The organism is Actinomadura madurae (assembly GCF_900115095.1).
Classification (GTDB): Bacteria; Actinomycetota; Actinomycetes; order Streptosporangiales; family Streptosporangiaceae; genus Spirillospora; species Spirillospora madurae.
Genome location: NZ_FOVH01000009.1, coordinates 286,995 through 304,520 on the forward strand (window position 1 = coordinate 286,995; position 17,526 = coordinate 304,520).

Below are 17,526 nucleotides of genomic sequence, written 5' to 3' on the forward strand. Positions count from 1 at the left end.
TACCCGCGCCGTGTCAGGCGGCGTCCATCGAGTCCCGGGTGCCCGCCGGGTCCTGGGCGTCCACCGAGTCCTGCTCGTCGAGCCAGGCGACGATGCCCTCCACGGCGCCGCGGCAGCTCCCGCAGCCGGTGCTCGCCCGGGTCTCGCGCGCGATGTCGGCGGCGGTGCGGGCGCCGGCCTGCCAGCAGGCGCGGATCTGTCCCTTGCTGACGTTGTTGCACTGGCAGACGGTCGCGGCGTCGGGCATCCGCAGCGGCGATTCGGCCTCGGCGGCGGCGCCGACGCCGGGGAACAGCAGGCCGAGGCGCTCGGCGGGCAGCGGCGCGGCCCGGTCGTACAGCTGGGTGAGGGTGCCGGCGGTGGAGGTCTCGCCGAGCAGGATCGCGCCGATCAGCCGGCCGTCGCGGATGACGGCCTTCTTGTAGGTGCCGCGGGCGGAGTCGGTGAACCGGACGACCTCCACGTCGTCGTCATCGTCGCCGAAGTGGGTCTCCCCCATCGACGCCAGCTCGATGCCGGCGGCCTTGAGGCGGGTGATCTGGCGGGCGCCGGTGAACCGGGCGCCGGGGTCGGTGCCGGCGAGGAGACCGGCGAGCACGCCCGCCTGCTCCCAGGCGGGCGCGACCAGCCCGTAGACCTCGTCGCGGTGCTCGGAGCACTCGCCGATGGCGCGGACGGCGGGGTCGGTGACCGAGCGCAGCTCGTCGTCGACGATCACGGCGCGGCCGATCGCCAGTCCCGTGTCGCGGGCCAGGGACACCTCGGGCCGGACGCCGCACGACAGGATCACCAGGTCGGTGTCGATGACCTCCGTGCCGCCGCCGGGCAGGGCCAGCTCGACGCCGGTGACCGCGCCGCCGGCGGTGCGCAGCGCGGCGACGTTGGACTGCAGGCGGGTGCCGATGCCGAGGGCGGCGAGGGTGCGGGCGAGGACCTTCCCGGCGGCGGGGTCGAGCTGGCGTTCCATGAGGTGCCCGGCCAGGTGCAGGACGGTCACCTCCAGCCCGCGGCCCATCAGCCCGCGGGCGGCCTCGATGCCGAGCAGGCCGCCGCCGACGACGACCGCGCGCCGCGCGGAGTCGGCCAGTTCGGAGATGCGGCGGCAGTCGTCGAGCGTGCGGAACACCAGCGCGCCCTGCGGCAGGCCGTCCTCGAGGCCGGGCATCGGCGGGATGAACGCGGTGCTGCCGGTCGCGAGGACGAGGGTGGCGTAGGGGGTGGCGGTGCCGTCGGAGGCGTGGACGGTGCGGGCCTCGCGGTCGATGCGGGTGACCTCGACGCCGAGCCGGGCGTCCACGCCGTGCGAGGCGTACCAGGCGGTGTCGACGAGGCTGATGTGGTCGGGGCGGGTCATCCCGGCGAGGACGTTGGACAGCAGTACCCGGTTGTAGGGGCGCTGCCGCTCGGCGCCGAACACCGTGACCGGGGTCGCGGTGTCCCGGGCGCGCAGTTCGCCGACGAACCGCGAGCCGGCCATGCCGTTGCCGACGACGACGATGCCGGCGTCGCGGCCCGCCGCGGCTGCGGTGCTCACCGCTTCACCTCCAGGGGAAGGGGTTTGATCTGGTCGCGCTCGACCGCGAAGGCGATGCTCGGGTCGGGGGTGTGGGGGGCGTTGACGAACGAGACGAACCGGCCGAGCCGCTCGGGGTCGTCCAGGGTGTCGCGCCATTCGTCGGAGTAGGCGGCGACGTGGCGCTCCATGGCGGCGTCGAGGTCGGCGCAGATGCCGAGCCGGTCGTCGACGATGACCTCGCGGAGGTAGTCCAGTCCGCCGTCGAGGGCCTCCAGCCAGCCGGCGGTGCGCTGCAGCCGGTCGGCGGTGCGGATGTAGAACATCAGGAACCGGTCGATGTAGGTGATCAGCTCGTCGTCGGTGAGGTCGGTGGCGAACAGGTCGGCGTGCCGGGGCCGCATGCCGCCGTTCCCGGCGAGGTAGAGGTTCCAGCCGTTCTCGGTGGCGATGACGCCGAAGTCCTTGCTCTGCGCCTCGGCGCACTCGCGGGCGCATCCGGACACGGCGGACTTCAGCTTGTGCGGGGCGCGCAGTCCCCGGTACCGCAGTTCCAGGCGGATCGCCATCGCGGCGGAGTCCTGGACGCCGTAGCGGCACCAGGTCGACCCGACGCACGACTTCACGGTCCGCAGCGCCTTCCCGTAGGCGTGCCCGGACTCGAACCCGGCGTCGACGAGCCGCCGCCAGATGTCGGGGAGCTGCTCGACGCGGGCGCCGAACAGGTCGATCCGCTGCCCACCGGTGATCTTGGTGTAGAGGCCGAAGTCGCGGGCGACCTCGCCGATCACGATGAGCTTCTCGGGGGTGATCTCCCCGCCGGGGACGCGCGGGACGACCGAGTAGGTGCCGTTCTTCTGCAGGTTCGCCAGGAAGTGGTCGTTGGTGTCCTGCAGGGCGGCCTGCTCGCCCTCCAGGATGTGGCCGTTGCCGAGGCTGGCGAGGATGGAGGCGACGGCGGGCTTGCAGATGTCGCAGCCGCGGCCGGTCCCGTGCTCCTCGACCAGCTGGGTGAAGCTGGTGACCTGCCCGGCGCGGACGATGTCGAACAGCTCGGCGCGGCTGTAGTCGAAGTGCTCGCACAGGGCCTTGCTGACCTCGATCCCGGCGGCGGTGAGCTCGGCGTCCAGGATGCGCTTGACGAGGGGGACGCAGCTGCCGCAGCTCGTCCCGGCGCGGGTGCAGTCCTTCACGCCGGGGACGTCGGTGAGGGAGTGGTCGGCGATCGCGCAGCGGATGCCCTCGGCGGTGACGTTGTTGCAGGAGCAGATGACGGTGGCGCCGGGCAGGTCGCCGCCCGCGGTCTCGGTCCCGCCGAACAGCATCTGCTCGGGCGCGCCGGGCAGGCCGCCGCCGACGTAGGCGCGCAGGGTCCCGTACGACTCGGCGTCGCCGACGAGGACGCCGCCGAGCAGGGTCTGCGCGTCGTCGCTGACCAGGAGCTTCTTGTAGACGCCGGCGACGGGGTCGGTGTAGGTGACGCCGAGCGCGCCCTGCTCGGGTCCGGCGAACGGGTCGCCGAAGCTGGCGACGTCCACGCCCATCAGCTTGAGCTTGGTCGACATGTCGGCGCCCTCGAACACGGCGGTGCTGGTGTCGGACAGCAGCCGGTCGGCGACGACCTCGGCCATGGAGAAGCAGGGCCCGACGAGCCCGTGGACGGCGCCGCCGACGAGGGCGCACTCGCCGATCGCCCAGACGGCGGGGTCCTCGGTGCGGCAGGAGTCGTCCACCACGATCCCGCCGCGCTCCCCGACCGGCAGGCCGCAGCCGCGGGCCAGCTCGTCGCGGGGGCGGATGCCGGCGGAGAACACCACGACCTCGGCGTCGATCTCCGCGCCGCCGTCGAGCACGACGCGGCGGACCGCGCCGTCGTCGCCGGCCTCCAGGGCGCGCATCGGGGTGCCGGCGTGCACGGCCATGCCGAGGGCCTCGATGTGGCGGCGCAGCATCGCGCCGCCGCCCTCGTCGACCTGGCGGGGCATCAGCCAGGGCGCGACCTCGACGACGCCGCTGCGCAGCCCGAGGCCCTGCAGGGCGCGGGCGGCCTCCAGGCCGAGCAGCCCGCCGCCGACGACGGCGCCGGTGGTCCGGCCCCGCGCGTACTCGCGGATGGCGTCCAGGTCGTCGATGGTGCGGTAGACGAACACGCCGGGCAGGTCGCGGCCCTCGACGGGCGGCACGAACGGCGCCGACCCGGTGGCGAGGACGAGCGCGTCGTAGGGCTCCTCGCGTCCCGCCGAGGTGGTGACGGTGCGGGCGGCGCGGTCGATGGCGGTGACCCGTTCGCCGGTGCGCACGGTGACCCCGCCGCCGTGCGCCGGGTAGGCCAGGTCGGCGCCCTCCAGGTGGGTCGTCAGCGCGACCCGGTCGTAGGCGGGGCGGGGCTCCTCGCCGATCACGGTGATCGTCCACGTCCCGGCGGCGTCGCGTTCGCGCAGGGCCTCCACCAGGCGGTGCGCGGCCGGTCCGTGGCCCGCCACGACCAGCCGTTTGTCCGGTTTGCTGTCGGCTCCCATGAGCCCCGATCTTCGGCGGCCCGTATTTCCCGTATGGATCCCGGATGTCACCCACACGTTAACTGGCCCTCACTCCGGCCCCGCCCGCCAGGCGGGGCGGGGACGGTGGCGGCCGGCCGGGCGGGCGCGCGGACCCGGCGAAGTCGTGCGCCGAATCCGTTTCCTTCGGGGGATCTGTACGAGAAGGTCGGATGATGAAGGGCAGGACAGTGCGACGGATCATCGGTGCGTCCCTCATCGGCCTCGGCGTGTTCCTCCTCGCCGCCGCCGTCCTCACCCGGTTCTACGTGGCCCCGACGCTGATCGGCGCGCCGCCGGACGTGTACCAGGTCACGCGGCTGAGGGCCGAGAACGCCTCCTATCTGGACGCCGCGTCGGCCACGCCGCGCTCGGGCGCCACGGTGGTGGCGACCAACACGATCCGGGGCGATCCCGGCTCCACCCATGACGGGGTCGCCGTCTGGGACACCACGACGATCGTCCAGGACGTCGGCCGCGGCACCACGATCGAGATCCAGAAGCAGCGGTACGCCTTCGACCGGCGCACCGGGCAGCTGCGGAACTGCTGCGGCGCGGCGGTGCAGGGCGACACCGGGGTGCGCATGTCGGGGATCGGCCTGTTCTGGCCGGTGGACGCCCGCAGGCGGGGCCTGGAGCTGTTCGACCCGGCGACGCGGCGCACGTGGCCGGTCTCCTTCGACGGGGAGGAGCGCGTCGCCGGCGTGTCCGCCTACCGCTTCGTGGCGCGCATTCCGGAGACGAAGGTGACCGGTGAGCTGCCCCCGGTGCCGGGCGAGCTGCTCGGGCGTCGCGGAGTCGGCGCGGCGGTGCCGGTGGACCGCTACTACCAGGCCGAGGCCACGTACTGGGTCGATCCGCGGACGGGCGCGCCGATCGACCAGCGGCAGCGGGTGCTGTCGACGCTGCGTCCGAAGGAGGGGCCCGGCCGCCTGGTGGTCGCCGACCTGACCCTGCGGATGACGCCCGAGTCGCGCAAGGCGCTGATCGGCAGGTCGGATGACGGCGCGCGGAAGATCCGCCTGCTGGAGACCGTGGGGCCGCTCGCCGCCGGCGGGGGCGGCCTGCTGCTCGCCGTGGCGGGCCTGCCGCTCACCCTGCGGGGCGGGCGGCGGGAGCGGCGCCCGCGCGGGGCGGTCCACCACCGGCGGCCCGCGGGCCCCCGGGCGGGCCGGTAGGACGGCGCCCGGCCACCCGTCCCGGTCGTGCACCATGGAGTGGTGACTGAGGTTGCTGAGGACGGGACGGGGACCCGCCTGCGGGTGCTGGCCGACCTCGTCTCGGACGGCGACGTGGTGGTGCTGAGCGGCGCGGGCCTGTCGACCGAGTCGGGCATTCCCGATTACCGCGGGGAGACGGGGCGGCGCCGGCGCGCGGAGCCGATGACCTACCAGGCCTTCACCGGGAGCGAGGCGGCGCGCCGCCGCTACTGGGCGCGGAGCCATCTCGGGTGGCGGCACATCGCGCGGGCCCGCCCGAACGCCGGGCACCGGGCGGTCGCCGCGCTGCAGCGGCGGGGGCTGCTGTCGGGGATCATCACGCAGAACGTCGACGGGCTGCAGCAGGCCGCCGGGGCGGACGGCGTGATCGAGCTGCACGGCGCGCTGGACCGGGTCGTGTGCCTGTCCTGCGGCGAGCGGACCCCGCGGGTCCGGCTGGAGGAGCGCCTGCGCGCGGCCAATCCCGGCTGGGAGGAGCGGGCCGCGGCGGTCTCCCCCGAGGCGGTCAATCCCGACGGCGACGCCGTCCTCGCCGACGCGGCGGTCGAGGAGTTCCGCATCGTGGGCTGCGAACGGTGCGGCGGCCCGCTCAAACCGGACGTGATCTTCTTCGGGGAGAACGTGCCGCCGGCCCGCGTCCAGGACTGCTACGCCCTGACCGAGCGGGCGGGGGCGCTGCTGGTGCTCGGGTCGTCGCTGACGGTGCTGTCGGGGTACCGGTTCGTCCGGCACGCGGCGCGGCACGGCGTCCCGGTCGCGATCGTCAACCGGGGCGCGACCCGCGGCGACGGACACGCCCTGGTCACCGTCGACGCGCCGCTCGGCGCGACCCTCGGCGCCCTGCTCGGCGAGCTGGACGCCTAGCGCCCGCCGCCCAGGACGGTGGTCACGGGCGGCGCGGGGCTCGCGGCCCGGCCCTGGTTGGCGGGCGGCGGCGCGTCGGTGACCCGCGGCGGGTCGGGCAGGGTGTCGCCGGTGACGAAGCCGGTGCCCTCCAGGAGCTTGAGGTTGGCGCGGACGAACGGCTCGGCCTGCTCGGCGAAGGTCCGCATGAGGGTGTTGCGGGTGCTGCCGCGGACCGCGCCGATCATCGTGTAGGTCTGGCCCTGCGCGGTCCGCATCCGGGCGACGGCCGTCCGGTCGTACTCGTTGCCGGACTTGCCGCTGATCTCCGACATCCAGCTCTGCTGGTCGGGGGTGGGCTGGTTCGGCAGCGGGACGTTCAGCCGGGCGGCGACGTTGCGGTCCAGCGTGTCGAGCCGGACGTGCCGGCGGGCGATCTCGGCGAGGTTGCGGCGGGTGGCGGCCCGGGCGGCGCGGCGCTGGGCGTCCCGGGCGACGGGGATCTCCCACAGCGCGGCCTGCCGGATCGACACGATGAGGGCGCGGTCGGCGGGGCCGAGCGGGCCGAAGCGGGTGTTGACGGTGGACTGGGCCGCGTCGTCGTTGCCGGCCTGGGGCGCCACCGCACCGCCGTCGGTCGCCTGGCGGCCCACCGGCGTGCAGGCGCCGAGGAGCAGCGCCGCGACGAGGCCGCTCGCCGCGATGGCCGGTCGGGGGGTGCGCATCGGCGGCCGCCTTTCGGATCGGTCGAGAGTTCGGGCGTTACGCAGCGGTACGCGCGTCCGGGCCGGACGGTTCACCGCGGGGCGGTCAGGTCCAGCCGAGCTGGACCAGGGTGGGCACGCGGGGTTCGCCGCCGGCGTCGGTGAAGGCGCGCAGGGCGTCGACGAGGACGTGCCGCTGGCCGACCGGCATCCGGGACACCACCGCGGCGATGTCGGCACGGCGGCGGGCCGTCACGTCGTCGACGATGGCGCGCCCGGCGGCGGTGAGCTGGATGCGGATCTCCCGGCCGCTGTCGGGGCTGGCCTGCCGGTCGACGAGCCCGGCGGCGGCGAGCCGGTCCACCATCCGCATCGCGGTGGACGGGTTGACCTCCAGCAGCCCGGCGAGCGTGACGAGCTTGGCCGGCCCCTGGGAGGACAGGACGACCAGGAGCCGGAACTGCGGCAGCGTGACGGCGTCCTCCACGGCGGCCAGGGAGCGCACGGAGATGGCCACCAGCAGCCGGGACGCGGTCAGCAGCGCCGAGGTGACCTCGTCGACGCCGTCGTCCGCCCGCTCGCTCATGACGACTTTCTACAACGCGGGGCCGGGTGGGCGCCAACCCCTCCACGGAACGCTCCAGTCAATGGCGGGTCAGGCCACGCGGTAGGCACCGGCCTCCTCCGCGCGCAGCGTGAGGCCGTTGCCGGGTTCGTCGCGGGGGCGGACCGTCCCGCCGGCCGGGGACAGGCATCCGTCGAAGAGCGTCGCCTCGACGCGGACGTGGTCGTGGAACCACTCGATGTGCCGGGCGTTCGGGATCGCCGCCATGACGGCGGCGTGCAGGTGCGGGGCGCAGTGGGCGGACAGGTCGCGCTGGTGGGCGCGGGCGAGGGCGGCGACGCGCAGGAACCCGGTGAGGCCTCCGCAGCGGGTGGCGTCGGCCTGCGGGCAGTCGACGGCGTCCATCAGCGGGACGAAGTCCGGCAGGTCGTAGCCGTACTCCCCCGCCGCGACCTCGCAGGCCGCCGCGGCGGCGACGGCGCGCAGGCCGGGCAGGTCGTCGGAGGTGACCGGTTCCTCGAACCAGCGCAGCCCGGTGTCCTCGGCGAGGCGGGCGACCCGGATCGCCTGCTTGACGGTGTAGGCGCCGTTGGCGTCGGCGTACAGGTCCGCGCCGTCGCCGACGGCGGCGCGGGCGAGGCGGAGGCGGGCGAGGTCGCGGTCCTCGGCGCGGCCCCACGACTCCCCGATCTTGATCTTGACGCGGGGGATGCCGAGGTCGGCCGACCAGTGCCGCAGCTGCGCGCGGGTCCGCGCGTCGTCGTAGGTGGTGAACCCGCCCGACCCGTACACCGGCACGGTGTCGTGGACGGTGCCGAGCAGGCGGTGCAGCGGGAGGTCCAGGAGCCGGGCCTTGAGGTCCCACAGCGCGGTGTCGACGGCGGAGACCGCCATGGCGGCGGTGCCGGGGCGCCCGGCGTTGCGGACGGCGCGCCGCATGGCCTCGTGGGCGCGCGGCACGTCCATCGGGTCGGTGCCGCGGACCGCGGGCTCCAGCAGGCCGCCGATCAGGTCCGCGGCGGCGGCCGGGCCGTAGGTCCAGCCGAGGCCGGTGCGGCCGCCGTGCCGGGCCTCGGCGAGCACGAGCGTGGTGGAGTCCCACGCCAGCGTGCCGTCGGCCTCGGGCGCGTCGGTGGGGACGGTGTAGGCGGACGCGGCGAGCGCGGTCACCGGCCGTCCTCCGGCAGCAGGCCGGCGAGGAGCTCGGCGAGGTGGCGGGGGCGGGCGGCGGTGCCCGCCTCGATCTGGGTCCGGCAGGAGAACCCGTCGGCGAGGACGGCCGTCCCGGGGGCGGCGTCCCGCACGGCGGGCCACACGCCCTGCTCGGCGATGGCGGTGGACGTCTCGTAGTGGCCGGCCTCGAAGCCGAAGTTCCCGGCGAGTCCGCAGCACCCGGCGTCGAGGACCTCCGCCTCGACGCCGGCGCGGGACAGGACGCGGCGGTCGGCGCCGAAGCCCATGATCGCGTGCTGGTGGCAGTGCGGCTGGGCGATCGCGCGCACCCGGGGGGTGTCGAGCCCGGCGACGGCGCCGTGGGAGGCGAGGGGCGAGGCGCCGCCGGTCTCCTGCTGGTGCTCGTCGAGCAGTTCGGCGAGGGTCCTGGTCTGGTCCCGCAGCCGTCTCACGTCGTCTTCCAGGGGGTCGCCCTCCATCAGCTCGGGGGCGTCGGCGCGGAACACGGCGGTACAGCTGGGCTCGAGCCCGACGACGGGGACGCCCTCGCGCAGCCGCGGGGCGAGCGCGCGGACGGTGCGCCGCAGGACGCGGGCGGCGATGCCGAGCTGCCCGGTGGAGATCCAGGTCAGGCCGCAGCACACCGGGACGGGCGGCACCTCGACCCGGTATCCGGCGGCCTCCAGGACGCGGACGGCGGCCTCGGCGATGTTCGGGTGGAAGGCGTCGGTGAAGGTGTCGGGCCACAGGACGACGCGCCGGCCGCCGCCGCGCGGGGGGCGGTCCTTGAACCGGTCGGTGAACCGGCGGCGGGCGAAGCGGGGCAGGTCGCGGCGCGGGTCGATGCCGCCGGCCCGTTTGGCGATCGCGGCCAGGACGGGCAGGTGCAGCGCGGTGTTGGCGGCGCCGGGCGCGAGCGCGGCGATCCGGGCCCACAGCGGCAGCCAGCCCATGGTGTAGTGCGCGGGCGGCCGGATCCGGTGCCGGTAGTGGTGGGCGAGGAACTCGGCCTTGTAGGTGGCCATGTCCACGTTGACGGGGCAGTCGCTGCGGCATCCCTTGCAGGCCAGGCACAGGTCGAGGGCGTCGCGGACGTGCTCGGACCGCCACCCGGCGGTGATGACGGCGGCGCCGGCCGGTCCGGGCGCGGACGGGTCCGGCAGGCCGTCCCCGGTCAGGCCGTCCCCGGGCGGGGCGCCGGCGGGCATGCCGCGCATCATCTCCATGAGGATGCGGGCCCGGCCGCGGGTGGAATGCTCCTCCTCCCCCGTGACCCGGTAGCTGGGGCACATCACCCCGCCCGACGATGCACGGCACCTGCCGATGCCGACGCAGCGGGCGGCGGCGTGGGTGAACCGGTGGCGGTCGCCGGGGAAGGAGAAGTGCGTGTCCGGCTCGTCCGGGTGGTAGGAGAGGCGGTCGAGGTCCTCGTCGAGCCGGTACGGGTGGACGATCTTGCCGGGGTTCATCCGGTCGCCCGGGTCGAAGATCGCCTTGAGGCGCTCGAAGAGCCGGACCACCTCCGCGCCGAACATGACCGGCAGGAGTTCGCCGCGGGACTGGCCGTCGCCGTGCTCTCCGGACAGGGAGCCGCCGTAGGAGGCGACGAGACGGGCGGCGCGCCCGGCGAACTCCCGGTACCGCGCGGCGCCGGACTCGTCCGCCAGGTCGAACGGGATGCGGGTGTGCACGCAGCCCTGCCCGAAGTGCCCGTAGAGGGCGACGGGGTCATAGCGGAACTCGCGGATGAGGGCGCGGAAGTCGCGCAGGTAGTCGCCGAGCCGGTCGGGCGGGACGGCGGCGTCCTCCCAGCCCTCGTGGGTGTCGGGGTGCCCGGGCGGGTAGGCGGTGGCGCCGAGCCCGGCCTCGCGGACCTTCCAGAGCCGCTCCTCCTCGGTGGGGTCGTGCAGGAAGCCGCAGCGCGGCGGGTCCGGCCCGTCCTGCATGTGCCGGATCAGGGCGCGGGCCCGCTCGTCCGCCTCGTCCTGGGTGGCGCCGCCGAGGCGGACCATGAGCCAGCCGGCGCCTTCGGGCATCTCGGCCAGCACGTCGGGTCCGGCGAGGCGGTCCTGTTCGGCGAGGTCGAGGAGGGTGTGGTCCATGCCCTCCAGGGCGAGCGGCCGGGACGGCAGGACGCGGGGGACGGCGTCGCCGGCGGCGGCGATGTCGTCGTAGCCGAGGACGACGAGCGCCTCGTGCTCGGGGACCGGCATGAGGCGGATCTCGGCGCGCAGCACGGTGACCAGCGTGCCCTCCGAGCCGACGAGGGCGCGGGCGACGTCGAAGTGCTTCTCGGGCAGCAGCGCGTCGAGGTTGTAGCCGGACACGCGGCGGGGGATGTCGGGGTAGCGGGTGCGGACGAGCTCCATGCCGTCGTCGCGCAGGGCGCGCAGCGCCCGGTAGATCTCGGCGCGCCGCCCGCCCGCGGCCTGGATGGCCTCGTAGTCCTCGTCGGAGGTCTCCCCGACCCACATGCGCAGCCCGTCGTAGGTGAGCACCTCGAGCCGGGCGACGGAGTCGGCCGTCTTCCCGTACGCCTGCGCGGACGCGCCGCAGGAGTTGTTGCCGATCATCCCGCCGATCGTGCAGGTGTCGTGGGTGGACGGCTTGGGCCCGACCATGAGGCCGTGCGCGGACAGCTCGCCGTTGAGGTCGTCCAGGCAGGCGCCGGGCTCCACGACGGCGCGGCGCGCGTCCGGGTCCACCGAGAGCAGGCGGTGGCAGTACTTGGACCAGTCGATGACGACGGCCTCGTTGACGCACTGCCCGGCCAGGCTCGTCCCGCCGCCGCGCGACAGGACGGGCACGTCGTGCTCGGCGCAGACCCGGACGGTCTCGGCACCGGCCTCGACCGTTCTCGGCACCACCACCCCGATGGGGGGCCGCCGGTAGTTGGACGCGTCGTGGGAGTAGGCGGCGCGTGATCCGGGGTCGAACCGGATCTCGCCGTCGACCCGCTCGGCGAGCGCGCGCCGCAGGCCGTCCGCCCCGCGGGCGGTCGCGCCCGCGCGCCGCCGGTCCCTCCTGGTCTTCTTCACCGAAACCGCCATGGCGGTACGACTACCCGGGCTCCGCGGTTCAACCGTGGACCGGCCCCGTTTATTCGGCGGACGTGGTCAGCCGGTCCGCTCGCGGACGAGGGCGGCCAGGTCCATGCGGGCGAGGGCCCGCAGGCCGGGGCGCTGCGCCAGCCAGGCGACGGCGATCACGATGAGCGCGGACCAGGCGAAGGTGGCGGGCCGGATGTCGGTGCGGAACGCCATCAGGTCGCTGTTGAAGGCGCCGAGGAACGCGCCGGTGGCGAGCCGCCCGGCGATCAGGCCGGGGACGGCGCCGGCGGCCACGACGAGGAGGTTCTCCGCGGTGACGAGCCGGGCGAGCCGCCTGCGGCCGACGCCGGAGGCGCGCAGGGTCGCCAGTTCGGTGCCGCGTTCGGCGAGGTTGACCGACAGGGTGGCGAACAGGACGGTGAAGGCGAGCAGGCCGCCGAAGACGAGCATGACGGCGACGAACACGTAGAACAGGTCCATGTAGTCGTCCATGGTCTGCTCGAGCGCCCGGGCGTCGGTGTAGGCGAGGACACCGGGCCGCGCCGACAGGGCGCGTTCGACGGCGGCGCGGTCGGCGCCGGGGTCGAACCGGACGAGGACGGTGCCGGGTCCGGCTGCCGGCGCCCACGCGGCGACCTGGCCGAGGGTGGCGTAGGCGCGGGTGCCGAGCGGCTCGTCGACGAATCCGGCGACGGTGGTGGTGACGGTGCGGCCGTCGCCGAGGCGGAGGCCGACGCGGTCGCCGGTGTCCAGGCCGAGCCTGTCCTTCAGGGCCGCGCCGATGAGGGCGCCCTCGCCGGGCAGGGTCCGCTCGCCGCCGCCGGGGGTGAGGAACCGGTGCATGCGGGTGCGGGCGGGCAGCCCGACGACGGTGGTGGAGTACTCCCGGCCGCCCGCGGTGATCGTGACGGGGACGTGGGCGGACGGTTCGGCGGCGCGCACGCCCTTCGTCCCGGCCAGGGCCTTGAGCGTGGCGGCGTCGGCGGGGCGTGCGAGGGTGAGTTCGGCGTCCTGCCGCTGGACCTGGTCGAACTGCCGGGAGACGGTCGCCCGGGAGGAGTCGAGCATCCCCCAGGAGACCAGGATCAGGACGAGCGCGAGGACGACGCCGGCCATCGTGTAGAGGGTGCGGCGGAGCTGGCGGGTGGGTCCGCGCAGCACCAGCCACGCGCCGGCGGGCAGCCGTCCCGCGGCGGGGACGGATCGCTGGAGCCGGGCGAGGAGCCCGCCGCCGCGGGTGGAGGGGACGGTGCCGCGCATCGCCTCGGCGGGCGGGACGCGCGCGGCCGACGCCGCGGGGGCCAGGGCTGCGAGGGCGCCGGCGGCCACGCCGAACGCCAGGCCGGCCGCCACGGTGGACGCGCGGATCGACACCAGCGTCTCACGCAGGCCGATCGCGTCCGCGTACATGCGGGTGACGGTCCCGGCGAGCAGGAGCCCGGCGGCGACGCCGAGGACGGAGCCGGCGAGCCCGACGGCGACCCCGGTGGCCAGGTAGTGCGCGACGAGCGTCCGGCGGCGGAACCCGCTGGCGCGCAGCGTCCCGATGACGACGCGGTCGCGTGCGACGCGGCGGGTCAGCACGACGTAGACGGCGACGCCGGCGGCGGCGAGGAACATCATCGGGAACATGACGGCCAGTTCGGAGAACCCCTTGATGTCCTCGGTGAGGGTGGCGTTGCTGGGCTGCTCGGCACGGGTGAGTGCCGCCCCCGCGCCGTGGCCGCGGGCGGCGGCGGACAGGGCGGCGTCGAGCCGGGCGGCGTCGCGGCGCCCGGCGCCGGTGTAGAACACCGCGACCTGGTTGGGGGCCGCGGTGCCGGCGATCCGGCGGGCCAGCGGCTCGGGCACGAACAGGACGCCGAACGATCCGGGCGCGGGCAGCACGTTCTGGCGGTCGGCGGCGGGCCACAGGTACTCGGGTGAGGACGCGGTGCCGCGCACGCCGAGGTTCCGCCAGGCGCGCCCGTCCCACACGGCCACCTCGGAGCCGGGCTCGAGGCGGGCGTGGTCGGCGAGGTGCTTCTCGGCGAGGACGCCCGCGGGGGCGGCGGGGTCGAGGTAGCGGCCGTCGAGGACCTTCACCCGGTTGACGGCGGGCTGCGCGGTGGCGGGGAGCCCGACGACGCGCCCGACGAGGGTGGCGCCGTCCGGCATGCGCAGCGGGACGTCGGCGACGGTCCGGGCGGTGACGGCTTGGACGCCGGGGCGGGCCCCGGCCCGCGCGGCGATCGCGGCGGTGTCGCCGCCGGTGACGGTGAGGTCGGCGAACCGGTACTTCCCGAAGAGCGCCTCGTACCCGGTGTCCAGGTTCCGGTAGGCGTCGTAGGAGGCGCCGAACAGGGCGACGCCGAGCATCACCAGCACCGCCGCCGACACCAGCTGGGCGGGGCGGCGGCGCAGGTCGCGGCGGAGCTTGACGGTGAGGGTGCTCACCACGTCACCTCGTCGGCGGTGGCGGGGGAGGCCTGCGCGGTGACGTCGACGACGGCGCCGGAGCGCATCCGGATCGTGCGGTGCGCGAGGGCGGCTATCGCGGCGTTGTGGGTGACGACCAGGACCGTGCGGCCCCGCCGGTTGAGGTCCTGCAGGACGCGCAGGACGCCGCGTCCGGTCTCCAGGTCCAGCGCGCCGGTGGGCTCGTCGCACAGCAGCAGCGCGGGGTCCTTGGCGATGGCGCGGGCGATGGCGACGCGCTGCTGCTCGCCGCCCGACAGCTGCGCCGGGAAGTGGCCGGCGCGCTCGGCGAGCCCGACGGCCGCGAGCGCGGCCCGCGACCGCTCCCGGTCGCCGCGGCCGGTCAGCTCGGCGACCAGCCGGACGTTCTCCAGCGCGGTCAGCGACGGAACGAGGTTGAAGAACTGGAAGACGAACCCGACGGTGTCGCGCCGGTAGGCGGTGCGGGCGTCCTCGCCGAGGCCGGTGATGTCGCGGCCGCCGGCGATGACCTCGCCCGCGGTGGCGGGCTCGATCCCGCCGATGAGGTTGAGCAGGGTCGTCTTGCCCGATCCGGAGGGTCCGAGCAGGACGGCGAACTCGCCCCGCCGCACCTCCAGGTCCACGTCCCTGAGCGCGTGGACCTCGGCCGGGCCGGTGCCGTAGGTCTTGCGCGCCCCGCGCAGCAGCACCGCGGGCGGCGGCTCGCCGTGCCCGCCGCGGTCGTCCTGGACGGCCGCCCGCTCATGGCCGTGTCGCGTCATCGCCGCCTCCTTCGTCGTCGTCTTTGTTGTCGTCTTTGTTGTCGTCTTTGTTGTCGTCTTCGTGGTGGTCTTCGCCGTCGCCGGGCCCGGGCACGGTGGCCGGTGCGGCGGGCGGCCGGAGCAGCGCCGTCAGCCCGGCGATCGACGCGCCGGCGTCGGTGCGGGGGGCGATCAGCGCGTGCAGGAGCAGCCCGTCGATGAGCGCGGTGAGCACGACCGCGAGGGCGGCGGGGTCGGCGTCGGCGCGCAGCAGCCCGGCCGCCCTGTCCTCGGTGAGCCGGGAGGCCAGCAGGTCCCGGAACACGCGGATCTGCCGCTCGCTCTCGGCGCGCAGCTCGCCGTCGCGGAGGCCGTGCATGAGCGCTTCCATGACGACGCGCCGGCCGGGGGTGTCGGCGGTGCGGCCGGTGAGGTCCCGGACGGCCTCGGTGACGCCGTCCAGGACGTCGCGTGCCCTCAGGATCGCCTCGACGGGGCCTTCCAGCTCCTGCTCCACGGCGTGCATGACCGCGGCCCGGCGCAGCGCGCCGACCGACCCGAAGTAGTAGTGCACGAGGGCGTTGTTGGCCTGTGCCCGGTCCGCCACCACCCGCGAGGTGACGGCGGCCCAGCCGCTCTCGGCCATCACCGCGACGGCCGCCTCCAGCAGCCGCAGCCGCGTCGGCACCGCGTCGTCCGCCATGTCCGCTCCCCCCGGATCACCGTTTTGGTCACTCGCTTAAAGCGACTGCCCAAACGGTAGACCGGATCTTTGCAGTATGCAAACGTCAGGTCTGCGAAACGCCCCCGGGCTGGGCCTCGGGGGCGGAGATGAGGGTGCGGGGCCGTCCCCGCGGGCGGCTCACGCGGGGACGGTCCGGCCGGTGTCAGGCGTCGCGGCGTTTGAGGAGGAACGCGGCGAGGGCGAGCAGCGCGACGGTCCACAGGGTGAACACGCCGTAGCCCTGCCAGGGGGTGAGCAGGTCGTCGGGGCCCTGGTGGGCCTTGGCGATCAGGGTGCCGGCCTCGGAGGGCAGGTAGGCGTGGACGTGCTCGCCGATGCTGCCGGGGAGCAGCGCCGCGAGCGGCGCCAGCACGAGGACGAAGCCGATCACGCCGGTGATACCGCCGGCGGAGTGCCGCACGATCGCGCCGATCGCCAGCGCGAACAGCCCGAGCATGGCCAGGTAGAGGCCGCCGCCGATGACGGCGCGCAGCACGCCCTCGTCACCGAGGGACACCTCGACCTTGCTGCCGAGGAAGGCGGCGCCGATGAAGAACGACACGAACGACACGGCGATGCCGAGGACGAGGACGACCAGGGAGAACACCAGGGCCTTGGCCCACAGCATCGGCAGCCGCCGCGGCACGGCGAGCAGGCTGGCGCGGATCATGCCGGTGGAGTACTCGGAGGCGATCACCAGGACGCCGAGGACGCAGACGGTGAGCTGGCTGAGGAAGAACCCGCTGCCGAGGATCATGCTGACCGGGTCGGCGGTGACCTGGGCGCGGTCGCCGGGCTGCATGTCGTCCCACTGCGCGACGGTGAGCCCGACGAACAGCGCGGTGAACCCGAGGTCGAGGATGACGAGCAGGATCAGCGACCACAGCGTGGACCGGACCGTGCGGATCTTCGTCCATTCGGCGATGAGGAGCCGCCCGAAGCCGGGCCGGGGGTGGGCCTGGGCGCCCGCGGCGGGCTCGGTGGTGGCCGTGGTCATCGGGACTCCCCCTCCTCGGCGGGGACGGGCGGCGCTTCGGGGACGGCTCCGGGCGGGGCCGCGGGAACGGCCGCGGGGGCCGCCGCGGGAGCGGTGCCGCCGGCCGCGCCGTACTCGACGCTCTCGCGGGTCAGCTCCATGAACGCCGCCTCCAGGGAGCCGCGGCTCGGGGTGAGCTCGTGCAGGACGATGCCCTCGGCGGCGGCGAGTTCCCCGACGCGCGGCGCCTCCATGTGGGTGACGGTGATCAGGTCGCCCTCGCCCGGGGCGACCTTGCCGCCCTCGGCCGCGACGGCGTCGGCGAGCCGCCCGGCCTCGGGGCTGCGGACGGTCACGGTCTTCTCGGTCGAGCGCTCGATGAACTCCTCGGTGGAGCAGTCGGCGATCAGCCGGCCGCGGCCGATGACGATGAGGTGCTCGGCGGTGACGGCCATCTCGTTCATGAGGTGGCTGGAGACGAACACGGTGCGGCCCTCGGCGGCGAGGTGCTGCATGAGGGTGCGGATCCAGACGATCCCCTCGGGGTCGAGGCCGTTGACGGGCTCGTCCAGGACGAGCACGGACGGGTCGCCGAGCAGGGCGGCGGCGATGCCGAGCCGCTGCCCCATGCCGAGGGAGAAGCCGCCGGCGCGCTTGCGGGCGACACCGGTGAGCCCGACGAGCTCGACGACCTCGTCGACGCGCTTCTTGCCGATGCCCTGCGTCTGCGCCAGGCACAGCAGGTGGTTGTAGGCGCTGCGGCCGGTGTGCACGGCGCGGGCCTCCAGCAGCGCGCCGACGACGCGCAGCGGGGCGTTCAGGTCGCGGTAGTGGCGGCCCTGGATGCGGGCGTCGCCGCGGTCGGGGCGGTCCAGGCCGAGCAGCAGCCGCATGGTGGTCGACTTCCCGGCGCCGTTCGGGCCCAGGAACCCGGTGACCCGCCCGGGTATGACCGTGAACGACAGGTCGTCCACGGCGGTCTTGTCGCCGTAGCGCTTGGTGAGGTTCTCCGCCTCGATCATGCCCTCTTCCCAGGCTCGTC

At 75.2% G+C, this 17,526-nt stretch carries 13 protein-coding genes; 2 read left to right on the top strand and 11 right to left on the bottom strand.

Translation table 11 applies throughout. The annotated features are described in order from the left end of the window. Window positions 1-13: 13 nt before the first annotated feature. On the bottom strand, window positions 14-1,534 hold the full coding sequence (locus tag BM339_RS25465) for an FAD-dependent oxidoreductase (protein WP_021598769.1): 1,521 nt from the start codon (window positions 1,532-1,534) through the stop codon (window positions 14-16). After that, on the bottom strand, window positions 1,531-4,032 hold the full coding sequence (nirB, locus tag BM339_RS25470) for a nitrite reductase large subunit NirB (protein ID WP_075022439.1): 2,502 nt from the start codon (window positions 4,030-4,032) through the stop codon (window positions 1,531-1,533). The genes BM339_RS25465 and nirB overlap by 4 nt, the downstream gene beginning before the upstream one ends. A 209-nt stretch (window positions 4,033-4,241) precedes the next feature. On the opposite strand from nirB, the gene pgfA reads away from it, so the two are divergent. Next, window positions 4,242-5,228 (top strand): cell envelope lipid trafficking protein PgfA, encoded by a 987-nt coding sequence (pgfA, locus tag BM339_RS25475; protein WP_024935916.1) that lies wholly within the window; start codon window positions 4,242-4,244, stop codon window positions 5,226-5,228. A 42-nt stretch (window positions 5,229-5,270) separates the two neighbouring features. Continuing rightward, window positions 5,271-6,134: an NAD-dependent protein deacetylase gene (locus BM339_RS25480; protein WP_244938565.1), complete on the top strand. Its 864-nt coding sequence runs from the start codon at window positions 5,271-5,273 to the stop codon at window positions 6,132-6,134. On the opposite strand, the gene BM339_RS25485 is transcribed toward BM339_RS25480, so the two are convergent. The 9 genes from BM339_RS25485 to BM339_RS25525 all read right to left on the bottom strand — a co-directional run bounded on the left by BM339_RS25485 (window position 6,131) and on the right by BM339_RS25525 (window position 17,506). After that, complete coding sequence (locus BM339_RS25485) at window positions 6,131-6,838, bottom strand: DUF4142 domain-containing protein (protein WP_075022440.1); 708 nt, start codon at window positions 6,836-6,838, stop codon at window positions 6,131-6,133. The two genes, BM339_RS25480 and BM339_RS25485, sit on opposite strands and share 4 nt — an antisense overlap. Window positions 6,839-6,923: 85 nt before the next feature. Next, the gene (locus tag BM339_RS25490; protein WP_021599273.1) at window positions 6,924-7,403 is read right to left on the bottom strand and encodes a MarR family winged helix-turn-helix transcriptional regulator; all 480 of its coding nucleotides are present in this window, start codon (window positions 7,401-7,403) and stop codon (window positions 6,924-6,926) included. Between the two features lie 69 nt (window positions 7,404-7,472). Next, window positions 7,473-8,552, bottom strand: coding sequence for an enolase C-terminal domain-like protein (locus tag BM339_RS48890; protein ID WP_021599272.1), 1,080 nt, complete (start codon window positions 8,550-8,552; stop codon window positions 7,473-7,475). Then, the gene (locus BM339_RS25500) at window positions 8,549-11,605 is read right to left on the bottom strand and encodes an FAD-binding and (Fe-S)-binding domain-containing protein (protein WP_083597887.1); all 3,057 of its coding nucleotides are present in this window, start codon (window positions 11,603-11,605) and stop codon (window positions 8,549-8,551) included. Before BM339_RS25500 ends, BM339_RS48890 begins: the two co-directional genes overlap by 4 nt. Window positions 11,606-11,671: 66 nt before the next feature. After that, window positions 11,672-14,041, bottom strand: coding sequence for an ABC transporter permease (locus tag BM339_RS25505; RefSeq protein ID WP_143118588.1), 2,370 nt, complete (start codon window positions 14,039-14,041; stop codon window positions 11,672-11,674). Continuing rightward, window positions 14,038-14,805: an ABC transporter ATP-binding protein gene (locus BM339_RS25510; RefSeq protein ID WP_021599575.1), complete on the bottom strand. Its 768-nt coding sequence runs from the start codon at window positions 14,803-14,805 to the stop codon at window positions 14,038-14,040. The genes BM339_RS25505 and BM339_RS25510 overlap by 4 nt, the downstream gene beginning before the upstream one ends. Further along, on the bottom strand, window positions 14,786-15,487 hold the full coding sequence (locus tag BM339_RS25515) for a TetR/AcrR family transcriptional regulator (RefSeq protein ID WP_075022442.1): 702 nt from the start codon (window positions 15,485-15,487) through the stop codon (window positions 14,786-14,788). Before BM339_RS25515 ends, BM339_RS25510 begins: the two co-directional genes overlap by 20 nt. A 184-nt stretch (window positions 15,488-15,671) precedes the next feature. Continuing rightward, on the bottom strand, window positions 15,672-16,505 hold the full coding sequence (locus tag BM339_RS25520) for an ABC transporter permease (protein ID WP_075022443.1): 834 nt from the start codon (window positions 16,503-16,505) through the stop codon (window positions 15,672-15,674). After that, a complete protein-coding gene (locus tag BM339_RS25525; protein WP_075022444.1) occupies window positions 16,502-17,506 on the bottom strand; it encodes an ABC transporter ATP-binding protein in 1,005 nt (334 codons plus the stop codon). Before BM339_RS25525 ends, BM339_RS25520 begins: the two co-directional genes overlap by 4 nt. Window positions 17,507-17,526 lie beyond the last annotated feature (20 nt).

Excerpts from the sequence above, each read along its gene's own strand:
- BM339_RS25500 (WP_083597887.1), bottom strand. The coding sequence starts at position 11,605 with ATGGCGGTTTCGGTGAAGAAGACCAGGAGGGACCGGCGGCGCGCGGGC.
- BM339_RS25485 (WP_075022440.1), bottom strand. The coding sequence starts at position 6,838 with ATGCGCACCCCCCGACCGGCCATCGCGGCGAGCGGCCTCGTCGCGGCG.
- BM339_RS25510 (WP_021599575.1), bottom strand. The coding sequence starts at position 14,805 with ATGACGCGACACGGCCATGAGCGGGCGGCCGTCCAGGACGACCGCGGC.
- nirB (WP_075022439.1), bottom strand. The coding sequence starts at position 4,032 with ATGGGAGCCGACAGCAAACCGGACAAACGGCTGGTCGTGGCGGGCCAC.
- BM339_RS25525 (WP_075022444.1), bottom strand. The coding sequence starts at position 17,506 with ATGATCGAGGCGGAGAACCTCACCAAGCGCTACGGCGACAAGACCGCC.
- BM339_RS25515 (WP_075022442.1), bottom strand. The coding sequence starts at position 15,487 with ATGGCGGACGACGCGGTGCCGACGCGGCTGCGGCTGCTGGAGGCGGCC.
- BM339_RS25490 (WP_021599273.1), bottom strand. The coding sequence starts at position 7,403 with ATGAGCGAGCGGGCGGACGACGGCGTCGACGAGGTCACCTCGGCGCTG.
- BM339_RS25520 (WP_075022443.1), bottom strand. The coding sequence starts at position 16,505 with ATGACCACGGCCACCACCGAGCCCGCCGCGGGCGCCCAGGCCCACCCC.